The sequence below is a fragment of the Kitasatospora sp. NPDC085464 genome, from assembly GCF_044541955.1.
Taxonomy (GTDB): Bacteria; Actinomycetota; Actinomycetes; order Streptomycetales; family Streptomycetaceae; genus Kitasatospora.
In genome coordinates this window covers 1-25,291 of sequence record NZ_JBITTM010000048.1, presented here as the reverse complement: position 1 = coordinate 25,291, position 25,291 = coordinate 1, and the positions used below count along the sequence as shown (strand labels likewise).

Below are 25,291 nucleotides of genomic sequence, written 5' to 3'. Positions count from 1 at the left end.
CGGCTCGTCGGCTCGGCGTCGCGGCGGCTCAGTGGCCCAGCCGCTCAGCCGCTCGGCCGCTCGGCCGCTCGGCCGCTCGGCGACGTCAGTGCCTCACAGCATGCGCAGCAGGCGGGACTGGATGGACGGCGGGTTGAGGTCCGACTGGAGGGCCACCGGGACCTCCACCTTGTTGTCGCCGGTGCCCACCTGCAGCGTGCCGACCTCCTTGCCGGCCTGCTCGCTGTGGCCGATCTTCGCCGCGTCCAGGGTGACCGTGCCCGAGATCCCCGGGAAGCCGGCCACCACCAGGTCCTTGGTCGCGACGAGCGGGACCGAGCCGCCGAGACCGTCGTCCACCGAGCCGACGACGTCGCCCTTCTTCACCACGGTCTGGCCGGTCACGCCGTTCTGCGCGGCCTGGATCTGCTTGCCGCTGACCTTCAGCACGGTCGGCAGGATGCCGTCGCCCGGAGCGGGCGAGGTGGCCGGCTGGCCCAGGGTGACACCGAGGATCAGCCGCTTCACACCGCCGATCTCCTTGTACGCGGCCCACATCAGGCAGCCGCCGGCCGGGGTGCTGGAACCGGTCTTGACGCCGATGACGCCGGTCTTCGGGTTGATCAGGTTGTTGGTGTTGGGGATCTTCACGTTGTTGAAGTTGGTCTCCGGGGTGGAGACGATCTGCCGGAAGATCTCGTCCTGCATGACCTGCTCGGCCAGCTTCAGCTGGTCCTTGGCGGTGGACTTGGTGTCCGAGTTGTAGCCCGCCGGGTCCGCGTAGATGGTGTTGGTCATGCCGAACTTGGAGGCGGTGTCGTTCATGACCTTGACGAACGCGTCCTCGGATCCGGAGTGGAAGCGGGCGAGCAGCCGGGCCACGTTGTTGGCGGAGGGCAGCATCAGCAGCTCCAGCGCCTGGTACTCGGTGAGCACCTGGTTCTCGGTGAGCGTGACCTTGGACTCGTCGACGTTGCCGGACTCCTGCGCGGCCTGCTTGTCGACGACGATCTTCGGGCCGCTCTCGCCCTTCTTCAGCGGGTACTTCTGCAGGATCAGGTAGGCGTTCATCACCTTGGTGACGCTGGCGATCGAGGCCGGCGTCTCCGGGCCCGAGCTGCCGAGGCTGCCGACCCCGACCACCTCGGCGGCGGACTGGCCCTTGGCCGGCCAGGCGAGGTCGAGCTGATCACCGGAGAAGCTGAAACTGCCCGCGGCGGTCATCTTCGCCTTGGCGTCCGGCAGCGGCCGCAGCAGTTGGGCCACCGCGAGGGCGCCGAGCACCACGGCGACGAAGACGGTCCAGATCGTCACCCGCTTGAGGGCGCGGCGCAGCGGCGAGACCGGGCGGGCGTTGAGGGAGGCCAGGACCTCCATCGCCTCCGCGGTGTTCTCGGGCGAGGGCAGTGGCTCCGGGGAGGGCAGCGGCTCGGGCCGGGGCAGCGGCGGGACCGGCGGGACCGGCCGCGGGTCGGGCCGGGGCAGCGGCTTCGGGGCCGGCGCGGGTCCGGGCGCGGGCTTGGGGGCCGGCTTCGGCAGCGGTTCCGGGCCGGGCGTCGGCTCGGGCTCCGGTACGGGGGCCGGCGCCGGCGGCTCGGGCACGGTGCCGGCCGCGGACGCGGCGGAGGCGCGCAGCGGCCTGGGCTTCTCCAGCTTCTCGGCCTGCCCCGCCTTCTGACCGGGCTGCCCGGTCTCGGTCAGCGTGACGGGGGCGGCGTCGGCGGCGGGAGAGTCCTCGGCGGAGGGGCCTTCGGGTTCGTCGGCCTCCTCGGCTTGCTCGGATCCGTCCGTTTCCTCGGTGTTCTCGGCGGGGGCTGCGGCGCCGTCGGCCTTCGTGGAGTTCCCGGTCTCCTCGGCCTTCGCCGCCTTGCCGGTCTCCTCGGCCTTCCCGTCCTCAACGGCCTTGGCGGCCTTGGCGGCCTTGGCGGCCGGCGCGGCCTCGGACCCGGCTGCGGCTCCGGCGGGCTCGGCCGCCTTGTCCTCTGCCTTGTCCTCGGGCTTCCCCTCGGCCTTGTCCTCAGCCTTCTCCGCCGCCGCCTTCGTCCGCATGGCGAGACGCGGGTCAGCGACGGACGGGCGCTCGGCGGGCTTCTTCGACTCGGCGTCCGCCGACGGGGCTTCCTTCTTCTCCCCCTCATCACCGGAACTCCCGTTACCGGCGGCCTTCACCAGCTCGTCGGGCAGCCGCAGCGCGGTGGTCTTGTTGTCCACCGGAAGCCGCAGCATCGTCGTCTTGCTGTCCACATCCCGGACGCGGAGCTGTACGGTCGAGCCGCCCTTGGCCCCGGCCACCGGAGCGTCGCCGGACTCCTTCGCAGGCTCCTTCGCGGACTCCTTCGCAGGCTCCTTCGCGGGCACCTCCGCCGAGGCCTTCGCGGGCGCCGCCGCGGACGACTCCGAGGACGGCTTCGCGGCTGCCTTCGCGGGCGCCTCGCCCGAGGTCGACGCCGAACTGTCCGACGAACCGTCCGAGGAGGTCGCGGCTGACGCCCCGGCAGCCGCCGGGCCGGAACCGCCCTCGGCGACACCGGCCGTCGTACCGGTCCGTTCGCGTTCGCGGCCCTGCTCCCGCTCGCCGTCCCTCAGCACCCTGTCGGGGGACTCGCCCACGTATCCCAGCCTCCTCAACGCCCGTGGGGCACCGGCGAACCCGATTTCGGGAAGCCGACGCCCCGCCCCGTGTACCTGTACAGTCTCCGCCACCGACGGCCGTTCCCACCGCGCACACCCCGCCCGACCGGCGCTTATTGCCATCGCTCGGCCGCACCGCGGTCCGTTCACCGGTCAGACGCCGGGCCCGAGGCCGCCGGTTCCGCGCCTTCACCGCAAGGTCACGATTCGGAGGCGTACTCGACAAGCCCGTGTGAGAGGCGTCACCCTGTCTCTCATCCACGCGGGGAGGCTTGGATGGGCAAGAGCCGCAGAACTGTTCCCGAGGAACTCTTGCTGCTCGCTTTGGACCCGACCACGGGTACCACGGCGCAGCCGCAGACCCTCGACCTCGGACTCGCCGGGGCGCAGCTCGTCGAGCTGTCCCTGGCCGGACGGATCGTACCGGAGGGAGACCGGATCGCTGTCGTGCTGGCGCGGCCGACCGGCGACCCGACCCTTGACCACGCACTGGAGTTGCTGCGCCGACGCGGCAGTCCGGTTCGCGCGGCGCACTGGATCGGCGGGCCCCGGCTGGGGCTGCGGCAGACCTATCTGGCGCACCTGGAGCGCTGCGGCATGGTGACGGCCGTGCCGGGCCAGGTGTGCGGGGTGCTGCCGACGATCCGGTACCAGGCGTCCGACGACTGCACCAACGCCGCGATCAAGCAGCGGTTGGACACCGCGATCCGCACCGGTGTGCCGCCGGACCCGCGGACCGCGGCGCTCGCGGCGCTCGCCCACTCGGTGGGGCTGGGCAAGCACCTGTACCCGGGCAACGAGGGCCGGTCCTCGCGGTCGCGGCTGCGCGACCTGATCCGGTACGACCCGCTCGGCGGGATGGTCGCGCACGCCGTGATGGACGTGCAGAACGGCCTGCCGACGCAGCAGAACCGTTCTTCCCAGGGCGCCGGGCCCGCCCCCGTGGCCGGCCGCGCCGGCTCCCGTACGGCGGGCCGGGGTTCGGGCGGGCGGGTCCCCGCCTCCCGGGTCGGCGTCCGCTGACCGGCGCTCGCCGACCGGGGCCCGTCGGCCGGGCCCGCTGACGGACGGACGGGCGCCCGGTGTGCCGTCCGCCGCTCCCGAGGGCACGCCGGACGGCGCGGGCCGCATCGCCCGCGCCCCCGGAGGCGCTGAGCGACCCGACGCACGACCGACGCACACCCGCACGACCGGTACCAGTGGCACCTTGAGCACGAGGAGCGCCACCCGCGCCGCCCGAACGACAGTCACGACAAGCGCGGCGAGCACGGCGAGCACGACGAGCACGAAGAGCACGAAGAGCACCACCGGAAGCACCGAGGGGCGGTCGCCCCGCGACGCAAGTCGCCCGGCGACCGCCCCTCTTGCCGTCCCCGGAGGCCTGCGGCCGCGGCTCCCACACATGCCGGAGGCACGTGCGGAGGCGCCCCCGGGGACATCCGTCGCACTACCTGTCCGAGTCGTCGAGCCGCATTACCACCTGGGGGCTTTCGCTGTCCCGCGGAAGCGCTATTCCGATGATCTGTTCTACCGCGCTGCTGTGATTCCCCGGCGCCGACCTGGCCCAAGGTGACATGCTGCTCCAAGTCAGGGGGGTTGCTCCCAATGTCCGAAGTGTTCCGAGGGCTGCCGTTCCAACGATCACCAGAGGTCCGGCCGGAGGTCGAAGTGTCCGCCAACGTCAATCCCACCGTCCGCCGCCGACGCCTCGGCTCCGAGCTGCGCAAGCTCCGCGAGGGCCTCGGCATGACGGCCGAGGAGGTCGCCGGCCGGCTGATGGTCTCCCAGTCCAAGATCAGCCGGCTGGAGAACGGTCGCCGCAGCATCAGCCAGCGGGACGTCCGGGACCTCTGCGACGTGTACAAGGTGTCCGACGACCAGATGCGCGCCAGCCTGATGGAGATGGCCAAGGAGTCCCGCCAGCGCGGCTGGTGGCACGACTTCAACGACATGCCGACCCCCTACAGCGTCTACATCGGCCTGGAGGCCGAGGCCTCCTCGATCCGCGCGTACGAGTCCTCCTTCGTCCCGGGCCTGCTGCAGACCGAGCAGTACGCCCAGGCCGTGGTCGAGGGCACCCAGCCGGACACCGACGCGAACGCCGTGCAGCGCCGGGTGCAGGTCCGGATGAAACGGCAGGAGCGCGTCCACGGCGAGAACCAGCTGGGCAGCCTGTGGACCGTCATAGACGAGGCGGTGCTGCGCCGCGAGGTCGGCAGCAAGGCGGTGATGGCCCGCCAGCTGCAGCAGATGCTGGAGCTCAGCCTGCGCCCGAACATCACCATCCAGGTGATCCCGTTCTCGCACGGCGCGCACCCCGGCATGACCGGGACATTCTCCCTGCTGGAGTTCCCGGAGTCAGCCGATTCCACGGTTGTCTACTTCGAAGGTGTGACGAGCGATCTCTACCTGGAGAAGGAGGCTGATGTGCGCCGCTATACCGGTCTGTACGACTACCTGAGGGCGGCCGCACTCGGTGTCGCGGAGAGCCGGTCGCTGATAGCCGACATCGAAAAGGAATTCCACGAATGATCACCCCGTCCGAGTACGGAACCCGATGGCGCAAGAGCAGTCACAGCGGCGGCCAGGGCGCCTGCGTGGAGATCGCCGTCCCCGGCACGGGGGCGGTGGCCGTCCGGGACTCGAAGGACCCCCGCGGGCCCCAGCTGCGCTTCTCGACCGAAGCCTGGAACGCCTTCGCCACGGCGGCGGCGGCGGGCGCCTTCGGCGAGCTCCCGGGCTGACCCGCCCGCGCGGTTCCGCACCCGCCCGCGCGGTTCCGCACCCGGCGCGTCGGGGTCGGCGCCCGGCCCCTCGCGGGGTGTTCAGCCCGTCACGGGGTAACGGACGGCCCAGTTGACGCCCTCCGCCGTCTGCCGGTCGTGCAGCTCGGCGCCGTGCATCAGCTCCAGCACGAAGTCGTCGGCGAGTTCGAGGATCGCCGCGCGCCCCTCGACGCCCGCCACCAGGCCCGGCGGCAGCGCGGTGTCCCCGTGCAGCACCCCGAGCAGGTTGCCGCAGATCGCGCCGGTGGAGTCGCTGTCCCCGGAGTGGTTGACGGCGAGCAGCAGGCCCGAGCGGACGTCGTGGGCGACCAGCGCGCAGTAGACCGCGATCGACAGCGCCTCCTCGGCGACCCAGCCCTCCCCCAGCGCCTCGACCCGGTCGGCGGAGGGCTCGCCGGCCCGGACGGCGTCCAGCGCGGCCCGCAGCGCGGCCGTGGTCTCCTCGTGCGCCTGCCGCTCGGAGAGCAGGGCGAGCGCGAGGTGGACGCCCTCCTCCAGGGTGCCGCCGCGGGCCACCGCCTGGACGATCACCGCGAACGCGCCCGCCGCGAGGTAGCCGGTCGGGTGGCCGTGGGTGAGCACCGAGCACTCGACGGCGAGCTGGAACACCAGGCCCGGCTCCCAGGTGGTGAGCAGCCCGAACGGCGCCGCCCGCACCACCGTCCCGCAGGCCTTGGAGTGCGGGTTCTTGGGCCGCTCCACGGTGCCGAGCCGCTCGGCGTCGGGCCCGGTGAGGCCGGACAGGCTGCCCTGGCCGGGCGCGCGCTGGGCGTACAGCCACTCCTCGCGGCCCAGCCAGCCGAGGTCGGGGCGGCGCTCGTCCGGGCCCCAGTCGCGCTGGGTGGCGGCCCAGCGCAGGTAGGCCAGGTGCAGGTCGGTGGGCGGGTGCCAGCTGCCGGTGTCGCGCCGGATGTGGGCGCGGATGAGGCCGTCGACGGTGAACAGGCTGAGCTGGGTGTCGTCGGTGACGGCGCCGGTGCGCCCGTACGCGGGGACGTAGCCGGTGACGCCCTGCGGCCCGTGCTGGGCCCGGATCTTCTCCAGCGCCTCGAACTCGACGCCGGCGCCGAGCGCGTCGCCGATGGCCCCGCCGAGCAGGCAGCCCCGCACCCGGCTTCGGTAGTCCTGCTGCTGGGCGCGTGACCACAGTGGCATCACGACGGGGCGCCTTTCCTCGGGGTGGGGCGACGCGACGCTCGGCCGGTCGCGCGCCCTCGCACTGTACTTCGACGGCCGTGCGGATCGACGGGATCCCTCGAACTTCAGTGCCCTTCCCCGGTGCCGGGCCCGGCCGCCGCGCGGGCGGCGGCCGGGGCGCGCACGGTCAGTCCGGCACGGTCAGTCCAGTACGGGCAGCAGCTCCGGCAGGTGCCCGTCCGAGGCCAGCGCCGCGGCCCGGCGCTCGGCCGGCACCTCACCGTAGGTGGTGGTGCGCTGGCGGTGCGGACGGCCCGCGGCCTCGGCGATCGCCTGCAGGTCGCGCACCGACTTGTAGCTCCCGTACGCCGAGCCCGCCATCCGCGAGATGGTCTCCTCCATCAGGGTGCCGCCCAGGTCGTTGGCTCCGGAGCGGAGCATCTCGGCCGCGCCCTCGGCGCCCAGCTTGACCCAGCTGGTCTGGATGTTCGGGATGTGCGGGTGCAGCAGCAGCCGGGCCATCGCGACCACGGCACGGTTGTCCCGGGCGGTCGGGCCGGGCCGGGAGATGCCGGCCAGGTACACCGGGGCGTTGGTGTGGATGAACGGCAGGGTCACGAACTCGGTGAACCCGCCCGTCCGCTGCTGGATCCCGGCGAGCAGCCGCAGGTGGCCGAGCCAGTGCTCCGGGGTGTCCACGTGCCCGTACATCATCGTGGACGAGGACCGGATGCCCAGCTCGTGCGCGGTGGTGACCACCTCGACCCAGGTCGCGGCCGGCAGCTTGCCCTTGGTGAGCACCCAGCGGACCTCGTCGTCCAGGATCTCGGCGGCCGTGCCCGGGATGGTGTCCAGGCCCGACTCCTTGGCCCGCTGCAGCCACTCGCGGATCGAGAGGCCGGTGCGGGTCGCGCCGTTGACGACCTCCATCGGGGAGAAGGCGTGCACGTGGATGCCGGGCACCCGCTCCTTCACCGCGCGGGCGATGTCGAAGTAGGCGGTGCCGGGCAGGTCCGGGTGGATGCCGCCCTGCATGCAGACCTCGGTGGCACCCACCTCCCAGGCCTGCGCGGCCCGGTCGGCGACCTGCTCCAGCGAGAGGGTGTAGGCGTCCGCGTCGGTGCGGCGCTGGGCGAAGGCGCAGAACCGGCAGCCGGTGTAGCAGACGTTGGTGAAGTTGATGTTCCGGGTGACGCAGTAGGTGACGTCGTCCCCGACGGCGGCGCGGCGCACGTCGTCGGCGATCCGGCAGAGCGCGTCCAGGGCCGGGCCGTCCGCGTGGAAGAGGGCCAGCGCCTGGTCGTCGGTCAGCTTCACCGGGTCGTCGGCCGCCACCGCCAGGGCCTCCCGGAGGTCCCCGGCGAGGCGCTCGGGCGCGCCCTTCGCGAGCACCTGCTCGCGCAGCACCTCCCAGTCGCCGTACACGTCCTCGAAGTCGGCCCGGCGGTCCCCGGTGCGACCCTCGGTGTCGATGGTGGCGTGCAGGTCGGTCCGCCCGTACGACTCCGGCAGGTCCTCGGGCTCCTGCCAGGGCAGGCCGCGGACCACCGCGTCCGGCTTCGCCAGGCCGGTCTCCGGGTCGGCCAGCGCGCGGACGTGCGGCAGCACCCGCGGGTCCAGCCAGGGCTCGCCGTGGCGCACGTAGTCGGGGTAGACGGCGAGGCGCTCGCGCAGCTCGAAGCCGGCCGCCGCCGAGCGTTCGGCCAGCCGCTCGATCTGCGGCCAGGGGCGCTCGGGGTTGACGTGGTCCGGGGTGAGCGGGGAGACCCCGCCCCAGTCGTCGATGCCGGCCGCGATCAGCCGCTCGTACTCGCCGTCCACCAGGTTCGGCGGGGCCTGGAGGCACGCGGCCGGGCCCAGCAGGTGCCGGGCGACGGCCACGGTGGCGACCAGCTCGTCCAGTTCGGCGTCCGGCATGCCGCGCATCGCCGTGTCCGGCTTGGCGCGGAAGTTCTGCAGGATCAGCTCCTGGATGCCGTGGTAGGCGCGGGAGACCTTGCGCAGCGCGAACAGCGACTCGGCGCGCTCCTCGTAGGTCTCGCCGATGCCGATCAGCAGGCCGCTGGTGAACGGGACGGAGCTGCGTCCGGCGTCCTCCAGCACCCGCAGGCGGACGGCGGGTTCCTTGTCCGGGGAGCCGTGGTGCGGACCGCCGGGCTCGCTCCACAGCCGGGTGGCGGTGGTCTCCAGCATCATGCCCATCGAGGCGGAGACCGGCTTGAGCCGCTGGAAGTCCGTCCAGCTCAGCACCCCGGGGTTGAGGTGCGGCAGCAGCCCGGTCTCCTCCAGGATGCGGATCGACATCGCCCGCACGTACGCGATGGTGTCGTCGTAGCCGTGCGCGTCCAGCCACTCGCGGGCCTCGGGCCAGCGGTCCTCGGGCTTGTCGCCGAGCGTGATCAGGGCTTCCTTGCAGCCGAGTTCGGCCCCGCGGCGGGCCACCTCCAGCACCTCGTCGGGGGACATGAACATCCCCTGGCCCGCCCGGCGCAGCTTTCCGGGGACGGTGACGAAGGTGCAGTAGTGGCACTTGTCGCGGCACAGCCGGGTGAGCGGGATGAACACGCTCTTGGAGTAGGTGATGACGCCGGGACGGCCGGCCGCTTCGAGACCTGCGTCGCGCACCCGGGCGGCGCTCGAACAGAGGTCCCGCAGGTCCTCGCCTCTGGCTTGCAGCAGTACGGCGGCCTCGGTCACGTCGAGGGCGACGCCGTCCCGGGCGCGGCGCAGGGCGCGGCGCATCGCGTTCGCGGTCGGGGGGTTGCTTGCGTCCATGGCGGTTCCGTCCATGGCGCGACCCTACGCCAGCGGCGGTACCCCGGGATGAGCAACCCTGAGACCGTCTCAGGGTCGGCATACCCACGAAGGCCAACCCGATCTGGCCCTGCAGGGCGATGACGCCGGTGGCACCGCGGCCTCTAATGGAGGGGCAAGACCAATCGCGCGTGTCCGCAGAGGAGTTGAGTACGCCATGACCAATGAGACGGCGACGGGGGACGACCAGGACGGCGGCGTTCCGTACCGCTCTCGGCGGCACGTCCTGGTGCGTGCCGGGGTGCCGCTGGCGGTGGCCGCGGTGATCGCCACGGGGATCGGGCTGGTGCCCGCGCTGGCCGCCGACTCCCCGCCCGACCTGCCGACGCTGACGGCGGAGCAGGTCGTCGCCAAGGCCCTCGGCTCCCAGACCCAGGCCCTGTCCGGGACGGTCTCCGTCAGCACCGACCTCGGCCTGCCCAGCCAGCTGCTGGGCATGGCCGGCGGGCTCGGCGCGGCGGCGTCCGGGCACGGCGGGGACGCGGCGGGCGCGTCGGCCGACCCGCAGGCCAAGCTGCTCGGCCTGCTCGGGGGCGACCGGACGCTGCGGGTCGCGGTGGACGGCCCGGAGCACCAGCGGGTCGACATGATGGAGAACATGGCCGGCTACACGGTGGTCCGCAACGGCGACCAGGCCTGGGCCTGGGACAGCTCGTCCAACAGCGCGGTGCACATGACCGGCCGGCCCGCCGACCAGCACCCCCGGGCCCCGCTGGCCGAGCTGCCGACCGCCCCGCAGGAGGCCGCCCGGCAGTTCCTGACCGCGAGCGCCGGCACCACCGCGGTCACCGTGGCCGGCACGGCCAACGTGGCCGGGCAGAAGGCCTACCAGCTGAGCGTGAAGCCGACCCAGAGCGGTTCGACCATCGCCGAGGTCCGGATCTCGGTGGCCGCCGACAACGGGGTGCCGCTGGCGGTGGCGGTGAAGTCCACCGACGGCACCACCGTGCTGGACGTCCACTTCACCGACGTGTCCTTCGCCAAGCCGGCCGCCAAGACCTTCGACTTCACCGCCCCCAAGGGCGCCAAGGTGACGGAGCAGAAGGCGGACGACGCGGCGACCGGGGGCAAGGCCGCGGGCAAGGGCGACGCCGCGGGCAAGGGCGAGGCCAAGGGCGATGCCAAGGGCCACGAGGGCATGAACGTGATCGGCGAGGGCTGGACGGCCGTGTTCACCTCGCAGCTGCCCAGCGGTGCGGTCGAGATGCCGAAGGGCGATGCCAAGGGCGACGGCAAGGGCGACGGCAAGCACGGCGGCCGCGGCTCGGTGAACCCGCAGGGGCTGATGAAGTCACTCGGCAAGCAGGTCGACGGCGGCACCCTGATCGGCACCAAGGTCGTCAACGTCCTGCTCACCGACGACGGCCGGGTCTTCGCCGGCGCGGTCACCCTGCCGACCCTGCAGCACGCCGCCGGGGTGAACTGACGGATGACCAGGACTCCCGTAACGGGGGACGTTACGGAGTCGGCCGGGGGTCCGGGCGCCGAATCGCGCCCGGCCCCCGCTCCCGTTCCGCCCGCTTCCCCCGCTTCCCCCGCTTCCCCTGCTGCCTCCGCCGGTTCCGCCGGCGACGACGTCATCAGGACCCGCGGCCTCACCAAGCGCTTCCGGGGCGGCCAGCTCGCCGTGGACGGCCTGGACCTGGCCGTTCCGCGCGGCTCCGTCTTCGGCTTCCTGGGCCCCAACGGCTCCGGCAAGACCACCACCATCCGGATGCTGATGGGTCTGATCGCCCCCACCGCGGGCGTGGCCACCGTCCTCGGCGAGTCGATGCCGCAGTCCGTCGCCTCCGTGCTGCCCCGGGTGGGCGCGCTGATCGAGGGCCCCGCGCTGTACGGCTTCCTCTCCGGGCGGGACAACCTGGTCCGGTTCGACTCCGCCGACCCGACCGCCGACCCGCGCACCCGGCCGCAGCGGGTGGACACGGCGCTGGAGCGGGTCGGCCTGAGCGCCGCCGCGGGCAAGAAGGCCCGCGCGTACTCGCTCGGCATGAAGCAGCGCCTGGGCCTGGCCTCCGCGCTGCTGCAGCCGCGCGAACTGCTGGTGCTGGACGAGCCGACCAACGGACTGGACCCGCAGGGCATGCGGGAGATCCGGGCGCTGGTCCGGGAGGTCGCGGCGGAGGGCACCACGGTGTTCCTCTCCTCGCACCTGCTGGACGAGATCGAACAGGTCTGCACCCACGCGGCAGTGATGTCCCGGGGCCGGCTGGTGGTGCAGGGCACCGTCGCCGAGCTCGCCGCCCGGGCGCAGGGCCGGCTGGTGGTCCGCACCCCGGACGTGGCGCAGGCCGCCGAGGTGCTGGCGGCCCACCAGGTCACCGCCCTGGTGCCCGGCGAGGGCCGGATCGACGGCGAGCCGGGCGAGCGGGGAGACGACGCGCTGCCCAAGCTGTGCGCGGCACTGGTGGAGGCCGGGGTGCGGGTGCACGGCTTCGGGCTGGAGCGGGGCACGTTGGAGGACGCCTTCGTGGCGCTGACCGGGGAGGGCTTCGATGTCGCGGGCTGAGGCGCTTGCGCCGCGTACGGGCCGGCGGCCGCAGACGGCGTCCGGGTTCCTGGCGCTGTTCCGCAACGAGCTGCACCTGACCTTCCGCCGACTGCGCACCAAGGTGCTGCTGGGGATCCTGGCGGTGCTGCCGGTCCTGATCGGGGTGGTCGTCAAGCTCAACACGGACAGCCCGCACGAGGGCGGCGGTCCGAGCTTCATCGCGCAGACCACCCAGAACGGGCTGTTCCTGGTCTTCACCGCACTGGCGGTCGCGCTGCCGGTCTTCCTGCCGATGACGGTCGGCGTCGTCGCCGGGGACTCGGTGGCGGGCGAGGCGGCCACCGGGACGCTGCGCTACCTGCTGGTCGCCCCGGCCGGGCGGACCAGGCTGCTGGCCGCCAAGTTCACCGCCGGGCTGGTGTTCTGCCTGGCCGCGACGGCGGCGGTCGCGGCCGCGGCACTGGCCACCGGCGCCGCGCTCTTCCCGCTCGGCGAGGTCACGCTGATCTCCGGTGACACCATCGGCTTCACCGAGGCGCTGCTGCGCGCGGTGCTGGTGGCCGGCGTGGTCGCCGCCTCGCTGGCCGGGCTGGTCGCGATCGGGCTGTTCGTCTCCACGCTCACCGGCAGCGGCATCGCGGCGATGGCCGCGACCGTCGGGCTGGTGATCACCGTCCAGATCCTGGACGCCTTCCCGCAGCTGGACGCGATCAGGCCGTTCCTGTTCACGCACTACTGGCTCAGCTTCTCCGACCTGCTGCGCCAGCCGATGTACTGGGACGACGTGCTGAAGAACCTCGGGCTGCAGGCCGCCTACGTCGCCGTGTTCGGCTCGGCGGCCTGGTCCCGCTTCACCAGCCGGGACATCAGCGCGTGACGATCGTCAAGAGGTGACGACCATCAGCGCGTGACGGCGTTCAGCGCGTGACGGCCGCCCCGGCCGTCCGCGCGGGTGCGGGCTGCGGCACGGTCGCGGCCCGCACCGCGCGGTCGGCCCGCACCTGGCGCAGCGCGTCCCAGGTGAGCAGCGCGAGCGCGGCCCAGACCAGGGCGAAGCCGGCCCAGCGGGCGGGCGGCATCGCCTCGTGGAAGACGGCGACGCCGATCAGGAACTGGAACACCGGCGCCAGGTACTGCAGCAGCCCGAGCACGGTCAGCGGCACCCGTACGGCGGCCGCGCCGAAGAACAGCAGCGGGATCGCGGTGATCACACCGCTGAGCATCAGCAGCCCGGAGTGCCCCCAGCCGTACGAGCCGGCCACCGTGTGCCCGAAGGTGCCGCGCCCGCTGAGCTCCAGGTAGACCAGGTAGCCGAGCGCGAACGGGAACATGAAGGCGCTCTCCGCCGCGAGGCTCTCCAGCCCGCTCAGCCCGACCTTCTTCTTCAGCAGGCCGTAGGTGGCGAAGGAGAAGGCGAGGGTGAGCGCGATCCACGGCAGCTGCCCGTAGGCGACGCTCAGCACCGCGACGGCGAGTGCGCCGACGCCCACCGCCGTCCACTGCGCGACGCGCAGCCGCTCCTTGAGGACCAGGACGCCGAACGCGATGGTGACCAGCGGGTTGATGAAGTAGCCGAGGCTGGTCTCGACGACGTGTCCGGAGTTCACGGCCCAGATGTAGACGCCCCAGTTGACGGAGATCACGGCGGCCGCGCCGGCCAGCATGGCGAGCCGGCGGGGCTGGCGCAGCAGTGGGCGTATCCAGCCCCAGTGCCGCTGGGCGACCAGCATCAGGACCACCGCGACCAGCGACCAGACCATCCGGTTGGCCAGGATGTCGTCGGCGGCGCCCGGCTCCAGCAACGGCCAGAACAGCGGGAAGAGCCCCCAGATCCCGTAGGCCGCGAAGCCGTACCAGAGGCCCCGGCCGCTGTCCTGCTGCTCTGACTGTGGCATGGCCGAGTGCCCTTCCGCGCGCGTGTGGTCAGGTGACCGTAGCTGGCGGAAGGGCAGGCTGTCATCTCCGTTTCCGGATTTTGGTCATGACATTGCTTGAATGCTGGACGTTTCCGACGTCCGGGCCGGTCGGCGGGGGTGCACCCGACCGGGCGGGTCGACGCGAGCGCCCGGGCGATCCGTTCGGAAGGCTCAGGCCGTCAGTGCGGCGCGGACGGACTCCGCGAGCGGGACGGTCGGGCGGCCGATCAGCCGGGCCAGGTCGCCCGGGGTGCCGGCCAGCTCTCCGCGGGCGATGCCGGCGTCCACGTCGACGAACACCTCGGCGAAGCCCTCCGGCATCCCCGCACCCACCAGCACCTCGCGGTGCTCGGCCGGGGTGACGTCCCGGTGCACGACCGGCCTGCCCGAGGCCTCCGCCAGCTCGGCGGCCAGCTCGGACAGGCTCCAGGCCGCGTCACCGCTCAGCTCGTACGCCGTGTTCTCGTGGCCGTCGCCCTCGCCCGTCAGGACCGCCACCGCCGCGTCCGCGTAGTCCCGGCGCGGGGCGGTCGCCACCCGGCCGTCCCCGGCGCTGCCGAGCACCACGCCCCGCTCCAGCGTGCCGGCCACGTCGCCCAGGTAGTTCTCGGTGTACCAGCCGTTGCGCAGCAGCGCGTACGGCAGGCCGGAGGCGAGGAGCAGTTCCTCGGTCGCCTTGTGCTCGTCGCCCAGCCGGAACGTCGCCGTGCCCAGGATGCTGGTGTACGCGAGCAGCGCCACCCCGGCGGCCTTGGCCGCGTCGATCACCGCACCGTGCTGGGCCACCCGGCTGCCGAACTCGTTCCCGGAGATCAGCAGCACCCGGTCACCGGCCGCGAAGGCCCCGGCGAGCGTCTCGGGCCGGCCGTAGTCCGCCTCGTGGACCCGGACACCTCGCTCCGCCCACTCCTCGGCCTTGGCTGCCGAGCGGACCACGACCGCGATCTCGCTCGCCGGCACGGCCGCCAGCAGGCCCTCCACGACCAGGCGGCCGAGCTGTCCGGTGGCTCCGGTGACGACGTACATGGTTCTGCTCCCTGTGGGTGTTCCGGTGTCTTCGAAACTCACCCTAGGGAGGGCACTAACTTCTGGATAGTACGCACTTTGAAGTACGGTACTGACATGGAGGTAATCGAGGTAGTCGAGGAGGACCGGTCGCTGCTGGACCGGGTGCCCGACGTCTACGACCGGATGTGCCCCTCCCGGGGCGTGCTGGAGCACGTCACCAGCCGGTGGGGGGTCCTGGTGCTGATCGCCCTGCGGGAACGCGGCTACCGCTTCAGCGAGCTGCGCCGCCGGGTGGCCGGGGTCAGCGAGAAGATGCTCTCGCAGACCCTGCAGACGCTGGAGCGGGACGGCATGGTCCTGCGGGAGGCGCACCCGGTGATCCCGCCCCGGGTGGACTACAGCCTCACCCCGCTCGGCATGGAGGCGGCCGAGTACGTCTCGGCGCTCGCGCACTGGGTGGAGGCCCGGATGTGCGCCGTCTCCGAGGCCCGCGAGGAGTACGACGCCAGGCCCCGCTGATCCGCCGGGGCGGCGGGGTGGCCTGGGTGACGGGGCGCAGGGGCGGCGGGGCGCAGGGGCGGCGGGGCGCAGGGGCGGCGGGGCTGCGCGGTCAGGCCGGCCGGGCCTCGCCGACGAGGGCTGCCAGGCCGTCCAGGACGCGGGCCAGGCCGAACGCGTAGGCGTGGTCGGGGCTGTACGCGCCGCCGTGCGCCTCGCCGGCGGCGGCGCCGACCCGGGCGGCCACCGGGTAGCGCTCGGGGTCGAAGACCCGGGCCAGCAGCTCGGCGTTGGCGGCCCACCACTGCTCGTCGGTCATCGCGCTGTCCTGCTGGGCGGCGCGCTCGTCGGCGGCCATCCGGGCGCAGGTCTGGACGAAGCCGAGCAGGTGGGTCAGCGCGGCGTCCAGCTCGACGTCGGTCAGACCGGTGTCCTCGAAGGCACGCAGCTCGTACTCGTACTTGGCCATCAGGCCGGGCCCGAGCGGCGGGCGGCTGGTGGACACGGCGGCGACCCAGGGGTGGGCGCGGTGCAGCGCGCGGTTGTCGTCCGCGACGGCGGTGACCCGGGCGCGCCAGCCGTCGCCGGCGGGGGCGCTGCGGGGCATGGTCGCGTAGACGGTGTCCAGCATCAGGTCGAGCAGCTCGGCCTTGCCGGGCACGTAGGTGTAGAGCGCCATCGGGGAGAGCCCGAGCTCCTGGGCGACCCGGCGCATGGTGACGGCGTCCACGCCCTCGGCGTCGGCCAGGGCGACCGCGGCGGCGGCGATCTCACCGGTCGAGCGCGCCTGCCTGGGCCCGCGCCGGCCGGGCTTCTCCTCGGCGGTGAGCCCCCAGAGCAGGGCGAGGGTGCGCGCCGGATCTCCTGCGCTGCTGCGGTCGGTGGCCATGGGGTCATCGTTTCACGCATCCCCGGGGGCCCCGAACGGCCGGACCGCTACCGTCTCCCCATGACCAGCCCTGAGCCACTCCCCGGTACGGACACCGCGCAGGCCCTCCGCGCCCGGGTGACCTGCCGCCGCTGCCACCGACCGCTGCACGACCCGGAGTCGCGGATGCTGCGGCTGGGGCCGGAGTGCCGCGACCCTGCGGAGCGGGTCGCGCGGTTCGACGTCGACCAGGATCCGCTGCCGGGCGTCGGGTAGCCGCTCGGGGGTGAGCCGGGGTCAGTGCGGGGTTTGCGCGGGGCCGGTGCGGCGCCGGTGCGGGGTCAGCCGCGGCCGAGCAACCGTCCGAGGAAGCCGGGGCGCTGCGGTCCCGGGGGCCGTTCCGGCTCGGGCGCCGGGTCGGACTCGGGCGCGGGCGCCGGGTCGGGCTCGGACTTCGGGGCGTCGGCGGCGTCCTCGGCGCGGATGGCCGCCCGTGCGAGGTCGCGGTCGGCGGGCGACACCCAGGGCGCGGCGAGCACCAGTCGGCACACCGAGCGCAGGATCGTCACCACGCGCACCCGCCGGGCGTCGACGCAGTAGTGCAGCCGCCGCCGGAGCTGCCCGGCGATGTCGGCGCGGGCCTCCGGGTGCGTCCAGCCGATGGCGACCAGCGCGAAGCCGGCCGCCTCGGCGACCCAGTCCTCCGGGCCGAGCAGCAGGTCGAGCAGCACCCGGCGGCGCTCCGACTCCGGCCACGGCTGGTCGGTGCGGTGGTGGGCGATGCCGAGGCAGGCGAAGGACTGGACGGCACGCACCCACAGCTCGGGCTGGTGGGCGAGCAGGGCCCGGCCGAGTTCGTCCTCGGGCGGCAGTGGCGGGTGGGTCAGGACGCCGAGCAGGTCGTCGAGCGACAACCCGGCGAGGCGGACGGCGTGGTCGTACGCGGCCGGGACGGTCGGCCAGACGATCCCTGCGGTGGCGCGGACGAGTTCGGCGCTCTCCGGCGCGGGCGGGGCGACGGCGGGCCTGGGGTCGGTGCCCTCCCAGGCCCAGACCCGGGTGGCGGTCGCGGTCAGCGGCCGCCGGGGGTCGGGTTCGTCGACGGACTGGTAGACGACGGCGCACAGCGGCAGCGCGAGGTGGAGGGCGAGCTGCGAGCTGGGCGGTTCGAGGGTGGAGACGTTGCAGTCGATCGCCGTCCCGCGGTCGGTGTCGGGCGCCGCGAGGACCTGGTGCAGCAGGTTGACGGTGGCCTCGGGCGTGCCCGGAACCATGCCGAGCCAGGGCTCCTGGTGGCTCAACCGGGCCAGGACGTCCTGGGCGTACTCGTGGTCGGGGTGGGCGCGGTGGTGGTCGGCCAGGCCCAGCAGGTGCGCCGGGTCGCCGTCCAGGGCGTGCTGCAGGCCGTACCGGGCCGGGGCCGCCTTGGGGTGGTCGGGCTCGGTGGCGAGCACCCGGTCCAGCCAGGGCAGGCCCTCGGCGGGGCGGTCGAGGGCGCCGTACAACTCGGCCACGTCGACGGCGAGGTAGCTGCTGGAGTTGTCCCGGTCCGGCGCGACCCGCTCCAACTCGGCCTCCCAGACCGCGAGGGCGCGCTCCGGACGGCCGTCGGCGCGCAGGGCGTTGCCGAGCATCACGGCGGGCAGGTACCCGGGTGCCGCGCGATGGGCCCGTTCGGCGAGCTCGACGGCGTGGGCGGTGGCGCCGAGCCGCCGGGTCAGGCCGGAGGCCATCGCCAGCAGCAGCGCGTGGTCGCCGTGGCGGGCCAGCACGGCCTGCACGAACACGTCGAAGGGCCGTACGGAATCGGCCAGTTCGGCGGGGAGCGGGTCGGGCAGGGCGCCGGCCGCGCGGGCCACCGCCTGGGCGACGGCGTCCGGGTCGACGAGGCCGGGCAGGTCCTCCCGGGCCAGCCAGGCGGTGTGCGCCCAGGGCCGGGCCGGCTCGTACTGGATGGCGGAGGCGAGCAGGCCGACGGCGGCGTCCCAGTCCCCGGCGGCCGCCTCCACGTGGGCGCGGCAGACGACCGTGCCGAGGTACACCTCGCCGTCCAGCGGGAACAGCTCGCGCGCGGCCGCCGGGCCGCCGGCAGCGGCGGACAACTCGGCCAGCGCCTCGTGCAGTTCGGGCAGCTGCGGGTCGGCGAGGATGGCGTCGGAGAGGTGGTCGGCGGCGTGGTCGAGCTCACCGGAGTCGATCGCCAGCCGGGCGACCGCGACCTCCCCCTCGGCGGCCAGCCGGGCGTCGCCCTCGTCGTCGGTGTGACCGCCCATGCCTTGCCCCCCGGTTGCGTCGTCTCGATCCGGACGAGGCTATCCGGTGCGGGCGACGCCCCGGTGATCAGCCTGACGGTGAACTCCGGCCAACTCTCCGATCGGATACGGCCCTTACGAGTGGTTCAGACCTCCGAGGCATGCAACTCGCAGCCACCTGCCACCACGATGGCCGAGGCGCTTCGCAGCCGAAGTGCCGCCGTCCCCCTGTCGATCGAGGACACATCGAGGATCCGATGAAGCTTTCGCGCACCATGTCGCTGGCCGCCTCGGCCGCCGTCCTGAGCACCCTCGCCCTCGCCGGTCAGACCGCCCCGGCGTCCGCCGCCGGCTCGTTCGTGGTCAGCGAGTCCCAGTTCAACCAGATGTTCCCGAGCCGGAACCCCTTCTACACGTACAAGGGCCTGGTCGACGCGCTGAACGCCTACCCGAAGTTCGCCGCCACCGGCGACACCGCCACCCGCAAGCGCGAGGCCGCCGCCTTCCTCGCCAACGTCAGCCACGAAACCGGCGGCCTGAAGTACGTCGTCGAGCAGAACAAGGCCAACTACCCGCACTACTGCGACACTTCGCAGCCCTACGGGTGCCCGGCCGGGCAGTCCGCGTACTACGGGCGCGGCCCGCTGCAGCTCAGCTGGAACTTCAACTACAAGGCCGCCGGCGACGCCCTGCACATCGACCTGCTGCACGACCCGTACCAGGTCGAGAGGAACCCGGCCACCTCCTGGAAGACCGCCCTCTGGTTCTGGAACAGCCAGAACGGCGCCGGACGGATGACCGCGCACGACGCCATCGTCAACAACAGGGGCTTCGGCGAGACCATCCGCAGCATCAACGGCGCCCTGGAGTGCAACGGCAAGAACCCCGACCAGCGCAACGACCGCATCAACCTCTACCGGAAGTTCGTCGGCACCCTGGGCACGGACGTCGGCGGCGGCAACATCTCCTGCTGATCGACGCGGCGCCGAGGTCTCGGTGCGGCGTCGGTGAGCCGCCGGTGCGGCGCTGAGGCCTCGCTGACGCGGAGTGGGAAGTCGGCCGGGCCGACTTCCCACTCTGGAGCGGCCGAAAATAATCGGTGGGCGGAGCGGCAGGACCCGGCTATGGTGACCACGTCGGCGGCTCCGCGACGCGCTTCCTTCTCATCCTTCCTCGGACCCTGTAGCGCGCCCCCTCTCCGCCCCCTTTCTTCTTTCCGCCTCCGTGGGGGGGATCTCTCCGCATGCCCCGAGCCATCGCGGCTCCCTTCGACGTCGACGTCGATCTCGACCTCGGTTCCTTCCTTCTCCGCCGGCGCGGCGCCGTCTGTGTGGCCCCCGGCGAGCTGCTGCCCACCGCCGACCCGTGGAGCGCCCGGGGGCTGGTGGCCCTCGACGCCGATCTGGTCCGGCGCGGCTACGTCCTGACCGGTCGGCTGCGGGCCGCCCTGGCCCGCTTGACGCCCGTCCGGCTCGCCGAACTCGGCGACGGGCTGCTCGCCAGGATCGACCACCTGCTGGGCGCGGACCGCGAGCACGTCCCGCTGTTCCGCCGCTTCCCGGACGCCGTGCCCGACCACGCGCACGTCTTCTACACCCGGCAGATCCGGGCCTTCCTGCTCAACCAGCCCAACCAGCCCTGCGCTCACTGCGGTCGGCGCGGCTCCCAGGTCGGCATCGGCGCACTCGCACCGTGCGCGCACCTGCTCTGCACCCCCTGCCACGACGGGCTGGCCGAGGAGGGGCGGGGCGAGCGGTGCCCGGTCTGCGGCACGTCACTGGACGCCGGCACCTACCTCGGCGAGGACAGCACGGTCGGCCGAAGGGCGGCCGAGGACTTCGGCGGCCGCCAGGCCCTGCGCCCGCTGCGACTGATCGCCGAGGACCAGGTCACCGGCGCCATGGCCGAGTTCCACCGGCTGCTGGCCCGCCGCACCCCGCTCTCCCCGCAGGACCGGGACGACCTCGCCGCGCTGCTGGCCCACGCACCGGAGGACCTGCCGCAGCGCCTGCCCGAGCGGATCCCGCTGCGCGAGACCAAGGCCACCGTGCTCGCCGCCCTGCTGCGCCGTGGAGGCGCGGACGCCCTGCCCGTCCTGGCCGAACGGGTCGACACCGCGACCGATGTGCTGCGGCTGCTCTGGGCGTGGTCCGGCGCCGAGCCCGACCTGCTGCCCGCCACCGCGCGGCGGCTGCGACTGCGCAACCTGCCCCGGCCGTTGCGCCGCGGCCTGCTGGAGGTCCTGGAGGGCCTCTCCCCCGTCGCCCTCGCCGAGGACCTGCGCCGCCACCGTTCGGCCTGGCTGCGCGCGGGCGAGCTGCTGCACCCGTACGAGTACCGGCGGCACTTCCCCGCGGTGACGGCCGCGTTCGTGCTGCTGCGGGAGACGGACCTGCGCACGCACGAGGTCGGCCGAGAGTTCGCCGAGCCGCCCGCGCCGCTGCGCGTGGTCACCGGCGGGGAACCGGGCCGGGAACGCACCCGGCTGGCGTTCACCGGTTTCGCCGGGCGGGTCGAGTCCCTGCTGGCCGCCGGGGACGCCGTCCGCGCGGTCCGCGTCCTGGCCGGCCGCCCCGGCGAGCTGGTCCGCCGGCTGCACCACGTGCTGAGGGTGCACGCCACCCGCGCGCCCGGTGCCCCGCTGCCCCCGGAGCTGCTGGAAGCGGTCGCGGGCGCGCTCGAACGGGTCGCGCCCGGGCCGCTGCTCGGCGCGTACGGACGGCTGCGCGGGGCCCGTACAGCAGGCGAGCGACGGCTCTACTTCCCCCGGGGCACCGTCTCGCTGGCGCACGCCCGGGAGGACCACGGCACCGTGGTGCCCACCGAACTCAGCGCTCCCGTCTGCGCGTTGATCGAGGCGGAGCTGCTGCGGCGGAGCACCGGCGGCGAGCGGTACGACCTGGCGCTGCTCGACGAGGGGCTGGTCGACCTGGTCGCGCCGTTCGCCGAGCGGGCCGCCGCCAAGACGCTGGTCTGCGTGCCGCGCGGCAGTCGGCAGCGGCTGCCGGAGGGCGAGCGGCTGCGGCTGTTCGTGCACTGGATGCAGCCGGAGCACCTGCGGGTGGACCTCGACCTCTCGGTCGCCCTGTACGACGGACAGTGGCGGTTCAGCGGGCTGTGCGACTTCACCAACCTGGTGCACGGCGACCGGGCCGCCGTGCACTCGGGGGACTACGTCTCGGCACCGCCGCCGAACGGCGCCACGGAGTTCGTCGACCTGGACGTCGCCCGGCTGGCGGCGGGCGGCGCCCGGTACGCCGTGGTGATCGTGTTCAGCTACAACGACGTCGCCTTCGAGCAGTTGACCGAGGCCTTCGCCGGCTTCATGGACCTCGGCGCGACACCGTCCGGCGGGGCGCACTACCACCCGCGGACGGTCCGGCAGCGGCTGGACCTGGTCGGCGACGCCAAGATCTCCGTGCCCATGATCGTCGACCTGGCGGAGCGGCGGTACACCTGGACGGACCTCAACACCGGCGCCGACGGCGGCTACCACAGCGTGTACCGGCACCAGGCCGAGGTCGGCGCGCTCAGCCGCGACGTGCTCGCCCACTTCGGCCCGGAGAACCGGGCCACCCTGTGGGACGTCGCCTGCGCCCGGGCGGCGGCCGGCACCGACGTGGTGCACGTGCGCGGACGCGACGGCGGCCCCGTGCGGCGGTGGCGCCGGCGGGAGGGCGAGGACCTCGGCTCCTTCGCCGCACGGCTGCGGGCGCTCCGGGACGATGACGGCACCGGGACGGCCCGGCTTCCGAACGGCGGGCGCGCGTTCGTCGCGCTGGTGGACGGGGACGTGCCGGTGCCGGAGCAGCTGTCCGGCGCGCTGTACCGGCTGTACCCCGGGCCGGTGGATGCCGCGGCCGAGGAGCTGGAGCGGCTGACCGCCGGGGACCTGGTGGCCGGGCTGGCGCCTCGACCGTGACGCCGGAGCCTGAATATTTCTTGTCCTGAAATATTCAGGCTCCCGACCGCGTTGACGCCGGAGATCGACGCGGGAAGGGCCTGCGCGAGGGAAGGAGAGCAGCGCCGTGCGCGTCGAGATCTGGAGCGACATCAACTGCCCGTGGTGCTACATCGGCAAGGCGCGGTTCGAGCGGGCCCTGGAAGCGTTCCCGCACCGCGAGGAGATCGAGGTCGTCCACCGCTCCTTCGAGCTGGACCCGCGTGCGCCGCACGAGGCCCGTCCGGTCGTGCCGCTGCTGGCCGCCAAGTACGGGATGAGCCTGGAGCAGGCCGTGGCGGCGGAGGCGCGGATCGCCGAGAACGCGCGCGCGGAGGGGCTGCCGTACCTGAGCGAGGGGCGTGACGCGGCGAACTCCTTCGACATGCACCGCCTGCTGCACTTCGCCGAGGAACACGGTCGGCAGGCCCAGCTGCTGGACGTGCTCTACCGGGCCAACTTCGCCGACGAGCGCTCGGCGTTCGAGGAGGGCCGGCTGGTCGAGCTGGCCGCCGAGGCCGGGCTGGACGGTGCGGCGGCGGCGGCCGTGCTGGCCGACCCGGAGGCGTACGCGGACGCGGTCCGCGAGGACGAGACGACGGCGAGCGCGATGGGGGCGACGGGCGTGCCCTTCTTCGTCCTGGACCGCAGGCTGGGCGTTTCGGGCGCCCAGCCTGCGGAAACGTTCACCCGCGCGCTGGAGCAGGCTTGGGAGAGCCGGGTCACCGTGCCGCTGACGCCGCTGACGCCGCTCGCGCCGAAGGAGTAGCACGGGCCCGACCGCCTGCCCCGGCGCTCAGGCCGGGATGAGCGCCTCCCACTGGGCCCGGGTCGGACCGTCGTGCTCCGGCGTGAAGTCCGGTCGGGCAGCCAGCCAGGCGGTGACGTGCCGGTCCACCTCCTCGCTGCCGTAGGCCTCGTCCGCCGTCCGCACCAGATGGCGCACCTGGGCCCGGGCCCTCATGACGACCGGGTCGTCGAAGGCGCAGGCGGCCACGGCGGCCGCCCGTCGCTCCGGGAGGGTCGAACCCTCGGCGAGCCGTTGCTCGTTGGCCCGGTCGGCCGTCACCTGCGCGTCGAACCAAGGGCGGAGCGCCTGCGTCGTCCAGGCGTGGTAGTCGGTCGGGTCCGCGGCGATCCGGTCGGCATGGGTGGCCAGGTACTGGGCGGCGAGCAGGCCGAGGGCCACACCGTGGCCCAGGGTGGGGTTGGTGTGGACGAGGCTGTCGCCGGCGTTGACCAGGCCGGTGACGACCGGGCCGTCCTCGTCGGCGAGGGCGGTCCAGCGGTTGTCCAGGCCGGCCATCGCCAGGACGGCCGACTGCGGTTCGGCCGCCAGGTCGAGCCAGGCGGCGGTGGCGGGGAAGCGGCGGGCGACGGCCTCGAACACGGCGGGGTCGGTGAGCGCGCCGCGGGTCGGATCCGCCGTGGAGAGCATCACGTTCACCGCGAAGGTGTCGTTGTCGGAAGGGAAGACACCGGCGAACGCGAACGCTGCGGCCGAGCCGTTCTTCACCCGCCCCGCGTCCCGCGGGCCCTCGGCGCGCAAGCGGTACCAGCGGCTCAGGTAGGCGATCCCGGTGCGGTGGCTTTCGACCACCGGCGGGCGGCAACCGGCCGCGACCAACCACGCGGGAACCGGCGAGCGACGGCCGGAGGCATCGACGACGAGGTCCGCCCGGTGCGTTTCCGTGCCCACCCGGACCCCGGTGACCCGGGCGGGGCCGCCCTCCCCGAAGGTGAGGGCACTCACCCGGCAGCCCGACCGCATCTCGACGGTGGGCTCCCGCCGCACGGCCGCGGCCAGGGCGGCCTCCAGCACGATGCGCCGGGTGCGCAGGGTCACCAGGTCCTCGTCACCCGCCCGGTGCGGCGGACGCTCCTCGAACCAGTCGAAGTCGTGGTACTCGTGGGCCCCGCGGTCCAGCAGGTCCGCGTGGACATCCGGGGCTTCGGCGCGCAGGACGGTACGCACCGGCGCGAGGAACGAGTGGGGCTGGACGGCCTGCGGGACCCTCGGCCTGTTCCAGTGGAAGAAGTCCTGGTTCAGGTCGTCTCCGGCCTCGCGCGCGTCCTGCTCGAACAACGTGACCGTGTGGCCCCGTCGACCGAGCATGAGCGCTGTCCCCAGCCCGCTGGTACCCCCACCGATCACCGCAACCCGCGCCATCGAACTCCCCTTCGCGTCGTGTTGCGGAGGGAGACTACCGCTCGATGATCTTCGATCGCCAAGCGCGGCCGCCGGCCACGGGGTCGGGCCGGTGCCGGTCGGATCACGCGTCGGAGGTCAACGGTCAAGCGGGACAAGGAAATCCGGCCGCAGGCACCAAGGGCAACGGTGGCTCCGTCCGGCATTCGATCGTCATTCGATCGTCACTGCGGCAGACCACGGCGCGGGTCTCAGTCGTAGAAGAACTGACGGAGGTCGTCGGCGGCGCCGGGGCCGAAGAGGAACGCTTCGAAGCCGCGGACCGCCCGGGACGTCGGCGGGCCGTCGAGGGGGAGCCGCCGCAGCCAGATCTCGCCCTGCTCGCCCACCGCGTGGATGGCAGAGAGCAGTTCGGCCATACCCGCCGGCCGGGGCGGCGTCACACCGGTGACGGACACGAGCTCCCAGCCGCCGGCCCGGGCCGCGACGCGGAGCACCTCCGCCCAGGCAGCGAGACGGCCGAGCCGTACGGGCCAGGGGAGTTCGGTGGAGGGGTCCACGTACGCCGGGGTCGCGACGGCGATGTCGTCCATGACCCGGCGTTCAAGCGTCGTACGGGTCCAGCGCCCCTCCTGGGCGTCCTCGATGGCGGTATCCCACCACTCCCAGGCGCTGTGCAACCGGGCCTCGAACCCGTCCGTCTCGTCCATGCCGGTCAGGCTAGTCCGGAAACGCGAAGAACCCCCATCCGGAAACCGGATGGGGGTTCTTCAGCAATGATTGTTCGGCGGCGTCCTACTCTCCCACAGGGTCCCCCCTGCA

General features: G+C 73.6%; 20 protein-coding genes. 11 read left to right on the top strand and 9 right to left on the bottom strand.

Features of this window, described 5'->3' with window-relative positions:
- Positions 1-93: 93 nt before the first annotated feature.
- The gene (locus ACIGG8_RS33670) at positions 94-2,589 is read right to left on the bottom strand and encodes a hypothetical protein (protein WP_396552446.1); all 2,496 of its coding nucleotides are present in this window, start codon (positions 2,587-2,589) and stop codon (positions 94-96) included.
- Between the two features lie 297 nt (positions 2,590-2,886).
- On the opposite strand from ACIGG8_RS33670, the gene ACIGG8_RS33665 reads away from it, so the two are divergent.
- The 3 genes from ACIGG8_RS33665 to ACIGG8_RS33655 all read left to right on the top strand — a co-directional run bounded on the left by ACIGG8_RS33665 (position 2,887) and on the right by ACIGG8_RS33655 (position 5,354).
- Positions 2,887-3,633 (top strand): GPP34 family phosphoprotein, encoded by a 747-nt coding sequence (locus tag ACIGG8_RS33665; RefSeq protein WP_396552445.1) that lies wholly within the window; start codon positions 2,887-2,889, stop codon positions 3,631-3,633.
- Positions 3,634-4,278: 645 nt separating this feature from the next.
- Positions 4,279-5,142 carry a helix-turn-helix transcriptional regulator gene (locus ACIGG8_RS33660; protein WP_350526504.1) on the top strand — a complete coding sequence of 288 codons (864 nt, stop codon included), beginning with the start codon at positions 4,279-4,281 and terminating at the stop codon, positions 5,140-5,142.
- Positions 5,139-5,354, top strand: a complete 216-nt coding sequence (locus ACIGG8_RS33655; RefSeq protein ID WP_396552444.1) for a DUF397 domain-containing protein — start codon at positions 5,139-5,141, stop codon at positions 5,352-5,354. Before ACIGG8_RS33660 ends, ACIGG8_RS33655 begins: the two co-directional genes overlap by 4 nt.
- Before the next feature lie 81 nt (positions 5,355-5,435).
- On the opposite strand, the gene ACIGG8_RS33650 is transcribed toward ACIGG8_RS33655, so the two are convergent.
- Together ACIGG8_RS33650 and ACIGG8_RS33645 are read right to left on the bottom strand one after the other, a co-directional pair.
- Positions 5,436-6,551: an ADP-ribosylglycohydrolase family protein gene (locus ACIGG8_RS33650; RefSeq protein ID WP_350526502.1), complete on the bottom strand. Its 1,116-nt coding sequence runs from the start codon at positions 6,549-6,551 to the stop codon at positions 5,436-5,438.
- 183 nt (positions 6,552-6,734) lie between these two features.
- On the bottom strand, positions 6,735-9,323 hold the full coding sequence (locus tag ACIGG8_RS33645) for a bifunctional FO biosynthesis protein CofGH (protein WP_396552443.1): 2,589 nt from the start codon (positions 9,321-9,323) through the stop codon (positions 6,735-6,737).
- 181 nt (positions 9,324-9,504) lie between these two features.
- Between ACIGG8_RS33645 and ACIGG8_RS33640 the strand changes: the two genes are divergently transcribed.
- Genes ACIGG8_RS33640 through ACIGG8_RS33630 form a run of 3 tightly spaced genes read left to right on the top strand, consistent with a single transcriptional unit; the run spans position 9,505 to position 12,715 of the window.
- Positions 9,505-10,773, top strand: a complete 1,269-nt coding sequence (locus tag ACIGG8_RS33640) for an outer membrane lipoprotein carrier protein LolA (protein ID WP_396552442.1) — start codon at positions 9,505-9,507, stop codon at positions 10,771-10,773.
- Between the two features lie 3 nt (positions 10,774-10,776).
- On the top strand, positions 10,777-11,856 hold the full coding sequence (locus ACIGG8_RS33635) for an ABC transporter ATP-binding protein (protein ID WP_396552441.1): 1,080 nt from the start codon (positions 10,777-10,779) through the stop codon (positions 11,854-11,856).
- On the top strand, positions 11,843-12,715 hold the full coding sequence (locus ACIGG8_RS33630; protein WP_396552440.1) for an ABC transporter permease: 873 nt from the start codon (positions 11,843-11,845) through the stop codon (positions 12,713-12,715). The genes ACIGG8_RS33635 and ACIGG8_RS33630 overlap by 14 nt, the downstream gene beginning before the upstream one ends.
- A gap of 40 nt (positions 12,716-12,755) precedes the next feature.
- Here ACIGG8_RS33630 and rarD read toward each other — a convergent pair whose 3' ends face one another.
- On the bottom strand, positions 12,756-13,733 hold the full coding sequence (gene rarD / locus ACIGG8_RS33625; RefSeq protein WP_396552439.1) for an EamA family transporter RarD: 978 nt from the start codon (positions 13,731-13,733) through the stop codon (positions 12,756-12,758).
- A 192-nt stretch (positions 13,734-13,925) separates the two neighbouring features.
- Positions 13,926-14,780 carry an SDR family oxidoreductase gene (locus ACIGG8_RS33620; RefSeq protein WP_396552438.1) on the bottom strand — a complete coding sequence of 285 codons (855 nt, stop codon included), beginning with the start codon at positions 14,778-14,780 and terminating at the stop codon, positions 13,926-13,928.
- Positions 14,781-14,876: 96 nt separating this feature from the next.
- On the opposite strand from ACIGG8_RS33620, the gene ACIGG8_RS33615 reads away from it, so the two are divergent.
- Positions 14,877-15,281 (top strand): winged helix-turn-helix transcriptional regulator, encoded by a 405-nt coding sequence (locus tag ACIGG8_RS33615; RefSeq protein ID WP_396552437.1) that lies wholly within the window; start codon positions 14,877-14,879, stop codon positions 15,279-15,281.
- Positions 15,282-15,372: 91 nt separating this feature from the next.
- Here the strand turns inward: ACIGG8_RS33615 and ACIGG8_RS33610 are convergent, their stop codons facing one another.
- Positions 15,373-16,149, bottom strand: coding sequence for a TetR/AcrR family transcriptional regulator (locus ACIGG8_RS33610; RefSeq protein WP_396552436.1), 777 nt, complete (start codon positions 16,147-16,149; stop codon positions 15,373-15,375).
- A gap of 60 nt (positions 16,150-16,209) precedes the next feature.
- Between ACIGG8_RS33610 and ACIGG8_RS33605 the strand changes: the two genes are divergently transcribed.
- A complete protein-coding gene (locus tag ACIGG8_RS33605; RefSeq protein ID WP_350526494.1) occupies positions 16,210-16,404 on the top strand; it encodes a DUF6011 domain-containing protein in 195 nt (64 codons plus the stop codon).
- Positions 16,405-16,469: 65 nt separating this feature from the next.
- Here ACIGG8_RS33605 and ACIGG8_RS33600 read toward each other — a convergent pair whose 3' ends face one another.
- Positions 16,470-18,401 carry a hypothetical protein gene (locus tag ACIGG8_RS33600; RefSeq protein WP_396552435.1) on the bottom strand — a complete coding sequence of 644 codons (1,932 nt, stop codon included), beginning with the start codon at positions 18,399-18,401 and terminating at the stop codon, positions 16,470-16,472.
- Positions 18,402-18,637: 236 nt separating this feature from the next.
- On the opposite strand from ACIGG8_RS33600, the gene ACIGG8_RS33595 reads away from it, so the two are divergent.
- The 3 genes from ACIGG8_RS33595 (at position 18,638) to ACIGG8_RS33585 (ending at position 23,089) form a co-directional block, all read left to right on the top strand.
- Positions 18,638-19,354 (top strand): chitinase, encoded by a 717-nt coding sequence (locus ACIGG8_RS33595; RefSeq protein ID WP_396552434.1) that lies wholly within the window; start codon positions 18,638-18,640, stop codon positions 19,352-19,354.
- Positions 19,355-19,623: 269 nt separating this feature from the next.
- Positions 19,624-22,302 (top strand): MXAN_6230/SCO0854 family RING domain-containing protein, encoded by a 2,679-nt coding sequence (locus tag ACIGG8_RS33590; RefSeq protein WP_396552433.1) that lies wholly within the window; start codon positions 19,624-19,626, stop codon positions 22,300-22,302.
- A 106-nt stretch (positions 22,303-22,408) separates the two neighbouring features.
- Positions 22,409-23,089: a DsbA family oxidoreductase gene (locus ACIGG8_RS33585; protein ID WP_396552432.1), complete on the top strand. Its 681-nt coding sequence runs from the start codon at positions 22,409-22,411 to the stop codon at positions 23,087-23,089.
- 27 nt (positions 23,090-23,116) lie between these two features.
- On the opposite strand, the gene ACIGG8_RS33580 is transcribed toward ACIGG8_RS33585, so the two are convergent.
- The gene (locus ACIGG8_RS33580) at positions 23,117-24,490 is read right to left on the bottom strand and encodes an FAD-dependent oxidoreductase (RefSeq protein WP_396552431.1); all 1,374 of its coding nucleotides are present in this window, start codon (positions 24,488-24,490) and stop codon (positions 23,117-23,119) included.
- Between the two features lie 230 nt (positions 24,491-24,720).
- A complete protein-coding gene (locus ACIGG8_RS33575) occupies positions 24,721-25,179 on the bottom strand; it encodes a hypothetical protein (protein WP_396552430.1) in 459 nt (152 codons plus the stop codon).
- Positions 25,180-25,291: the final 112 nt, after the last annotated feature.

Bases quoted from the DNA above. Each gene is read 5' to 3' on its own strand.
- ACIGG8_RS33665 (WP_396552445.1), top strand. From the start codon at position 2,887: ATGGGCAAGAGCCGCAGAACTGTTCCCGAGGAACTCTTGCTGCTCGCT.
- ACIGG8_RS33655 (WP_396552444.1), top strand. From the start codon at position 5,139: ATGATCACCCCGTCCGAGTACGGAACCCGATGGCGCAAGAGCAGTCAC.
- ACIGG8_RS33650 (WP_350526502.1), bottom strand. From the start codon at position 6,551: ATGCCACTGTGGTCACGCGCCCAGCAGCAGGACTACCGAAGCCGGGTG.
- ACIGG8_RS33645 (WP_396552443.1), bottom strand. From the start codon at position 9,323: ATGGACGGAACCGCCATGGACGCAAGCAACCCCCCGACCGCGAACGCG.
- ACIGG8_RS33640 (WP_396552442.1), top strand. From the start codon at position 9,505: ATGACCAATGAGACGGCGACGGGGGACGACCAGGACGGCGGCGTTCCG.
- ACIGG8_RS33635 (WP_396552441.1), top strand. From the start codon at position 10,777: ATGACCAGGACTCCCGTAACGGGGGACGTTACGGAGTCGGCCGGGGGT.
- ACIGG8_RS33630 (WP_396552440.1), top strand. From the start codon at position 11,843: ATGTCGCGGGCTGAGGCGCTTGCGCCGCGTACGGGCCGGCGGCCGCAG.
- rarD (WP_396552439.1), bottom strand. From the start codon at position 13,733: ATGCCACAGTCAGAGCAGCAGGACAGCGGCCGGGGCCTCTGGTACGGC.
- ACIGG8_RS33620 (WP_396552438.1), bottom strand. From the start codon at position 14,780: ATGTACGTCGTCACCGGAGCCACCGGACAGCTCGGCCGCCTGGTCGTG.
- ACIGG8_RS33615 (WP_396552437.1), top strand. From the start codon at position 14,877: ATGGAGGTAATCGAGGTAGTCGAGGAGGACCGGTCGCTGCTGGACCGG.
- ACIGG8_RS33610 (WP_396552436.1), bottom strand. From the start codon at position 16,149: ATGGCCACCGACCGCAGCAGCGCAGGAGATCCGGCGCGCACCCTCGCC.
- ACIGG8_RS33605 (WP_350526494.1), top strand. From the start codon at position 16,210: ATGACCAGCCCTGAGCCACTCCCCGGTACGGACACCGCGCAGGCCCTC.
- ACIGG8_RS33600 (WP_396552435.1), bottom strand. From the start codon at position 18,401: ATGGGCGGTCACACCGACGACGAGGGCGACGCCCGGCTGGCCGCCGAG.
- ACIGG8_RS33595 (WP_396552434.1), top strand. From the start codon at position 18,638: ATGAAGCTTTCGCGCACCATGTCGCTGGCCGCCTCGGCCGCCGTCCTG.
- ACIGG8_RS33590 (WP_396552433.1), top strand. From the start codon at position 19,624: ATGCCCCGAGCCATCGCGGCTCCCTTCGACGTCGACGTCGATCTCGAC.
- ACIGG8_RS33580 (WP_396552431.1), bottom strand. From the start codon at position 24,490: ATGGCGCGGGTTGCGGTGATCGGTGGGGGTACCAGCGGGCTGGGGACA.
- ACIGG8_RS33575 (WP_396552430.1), bottom strand. From the start codon at position 25,179: ATGGACGAGACGGACGGGTTCGAGGCCCGGTTGCACAGCGCCTGGGAG.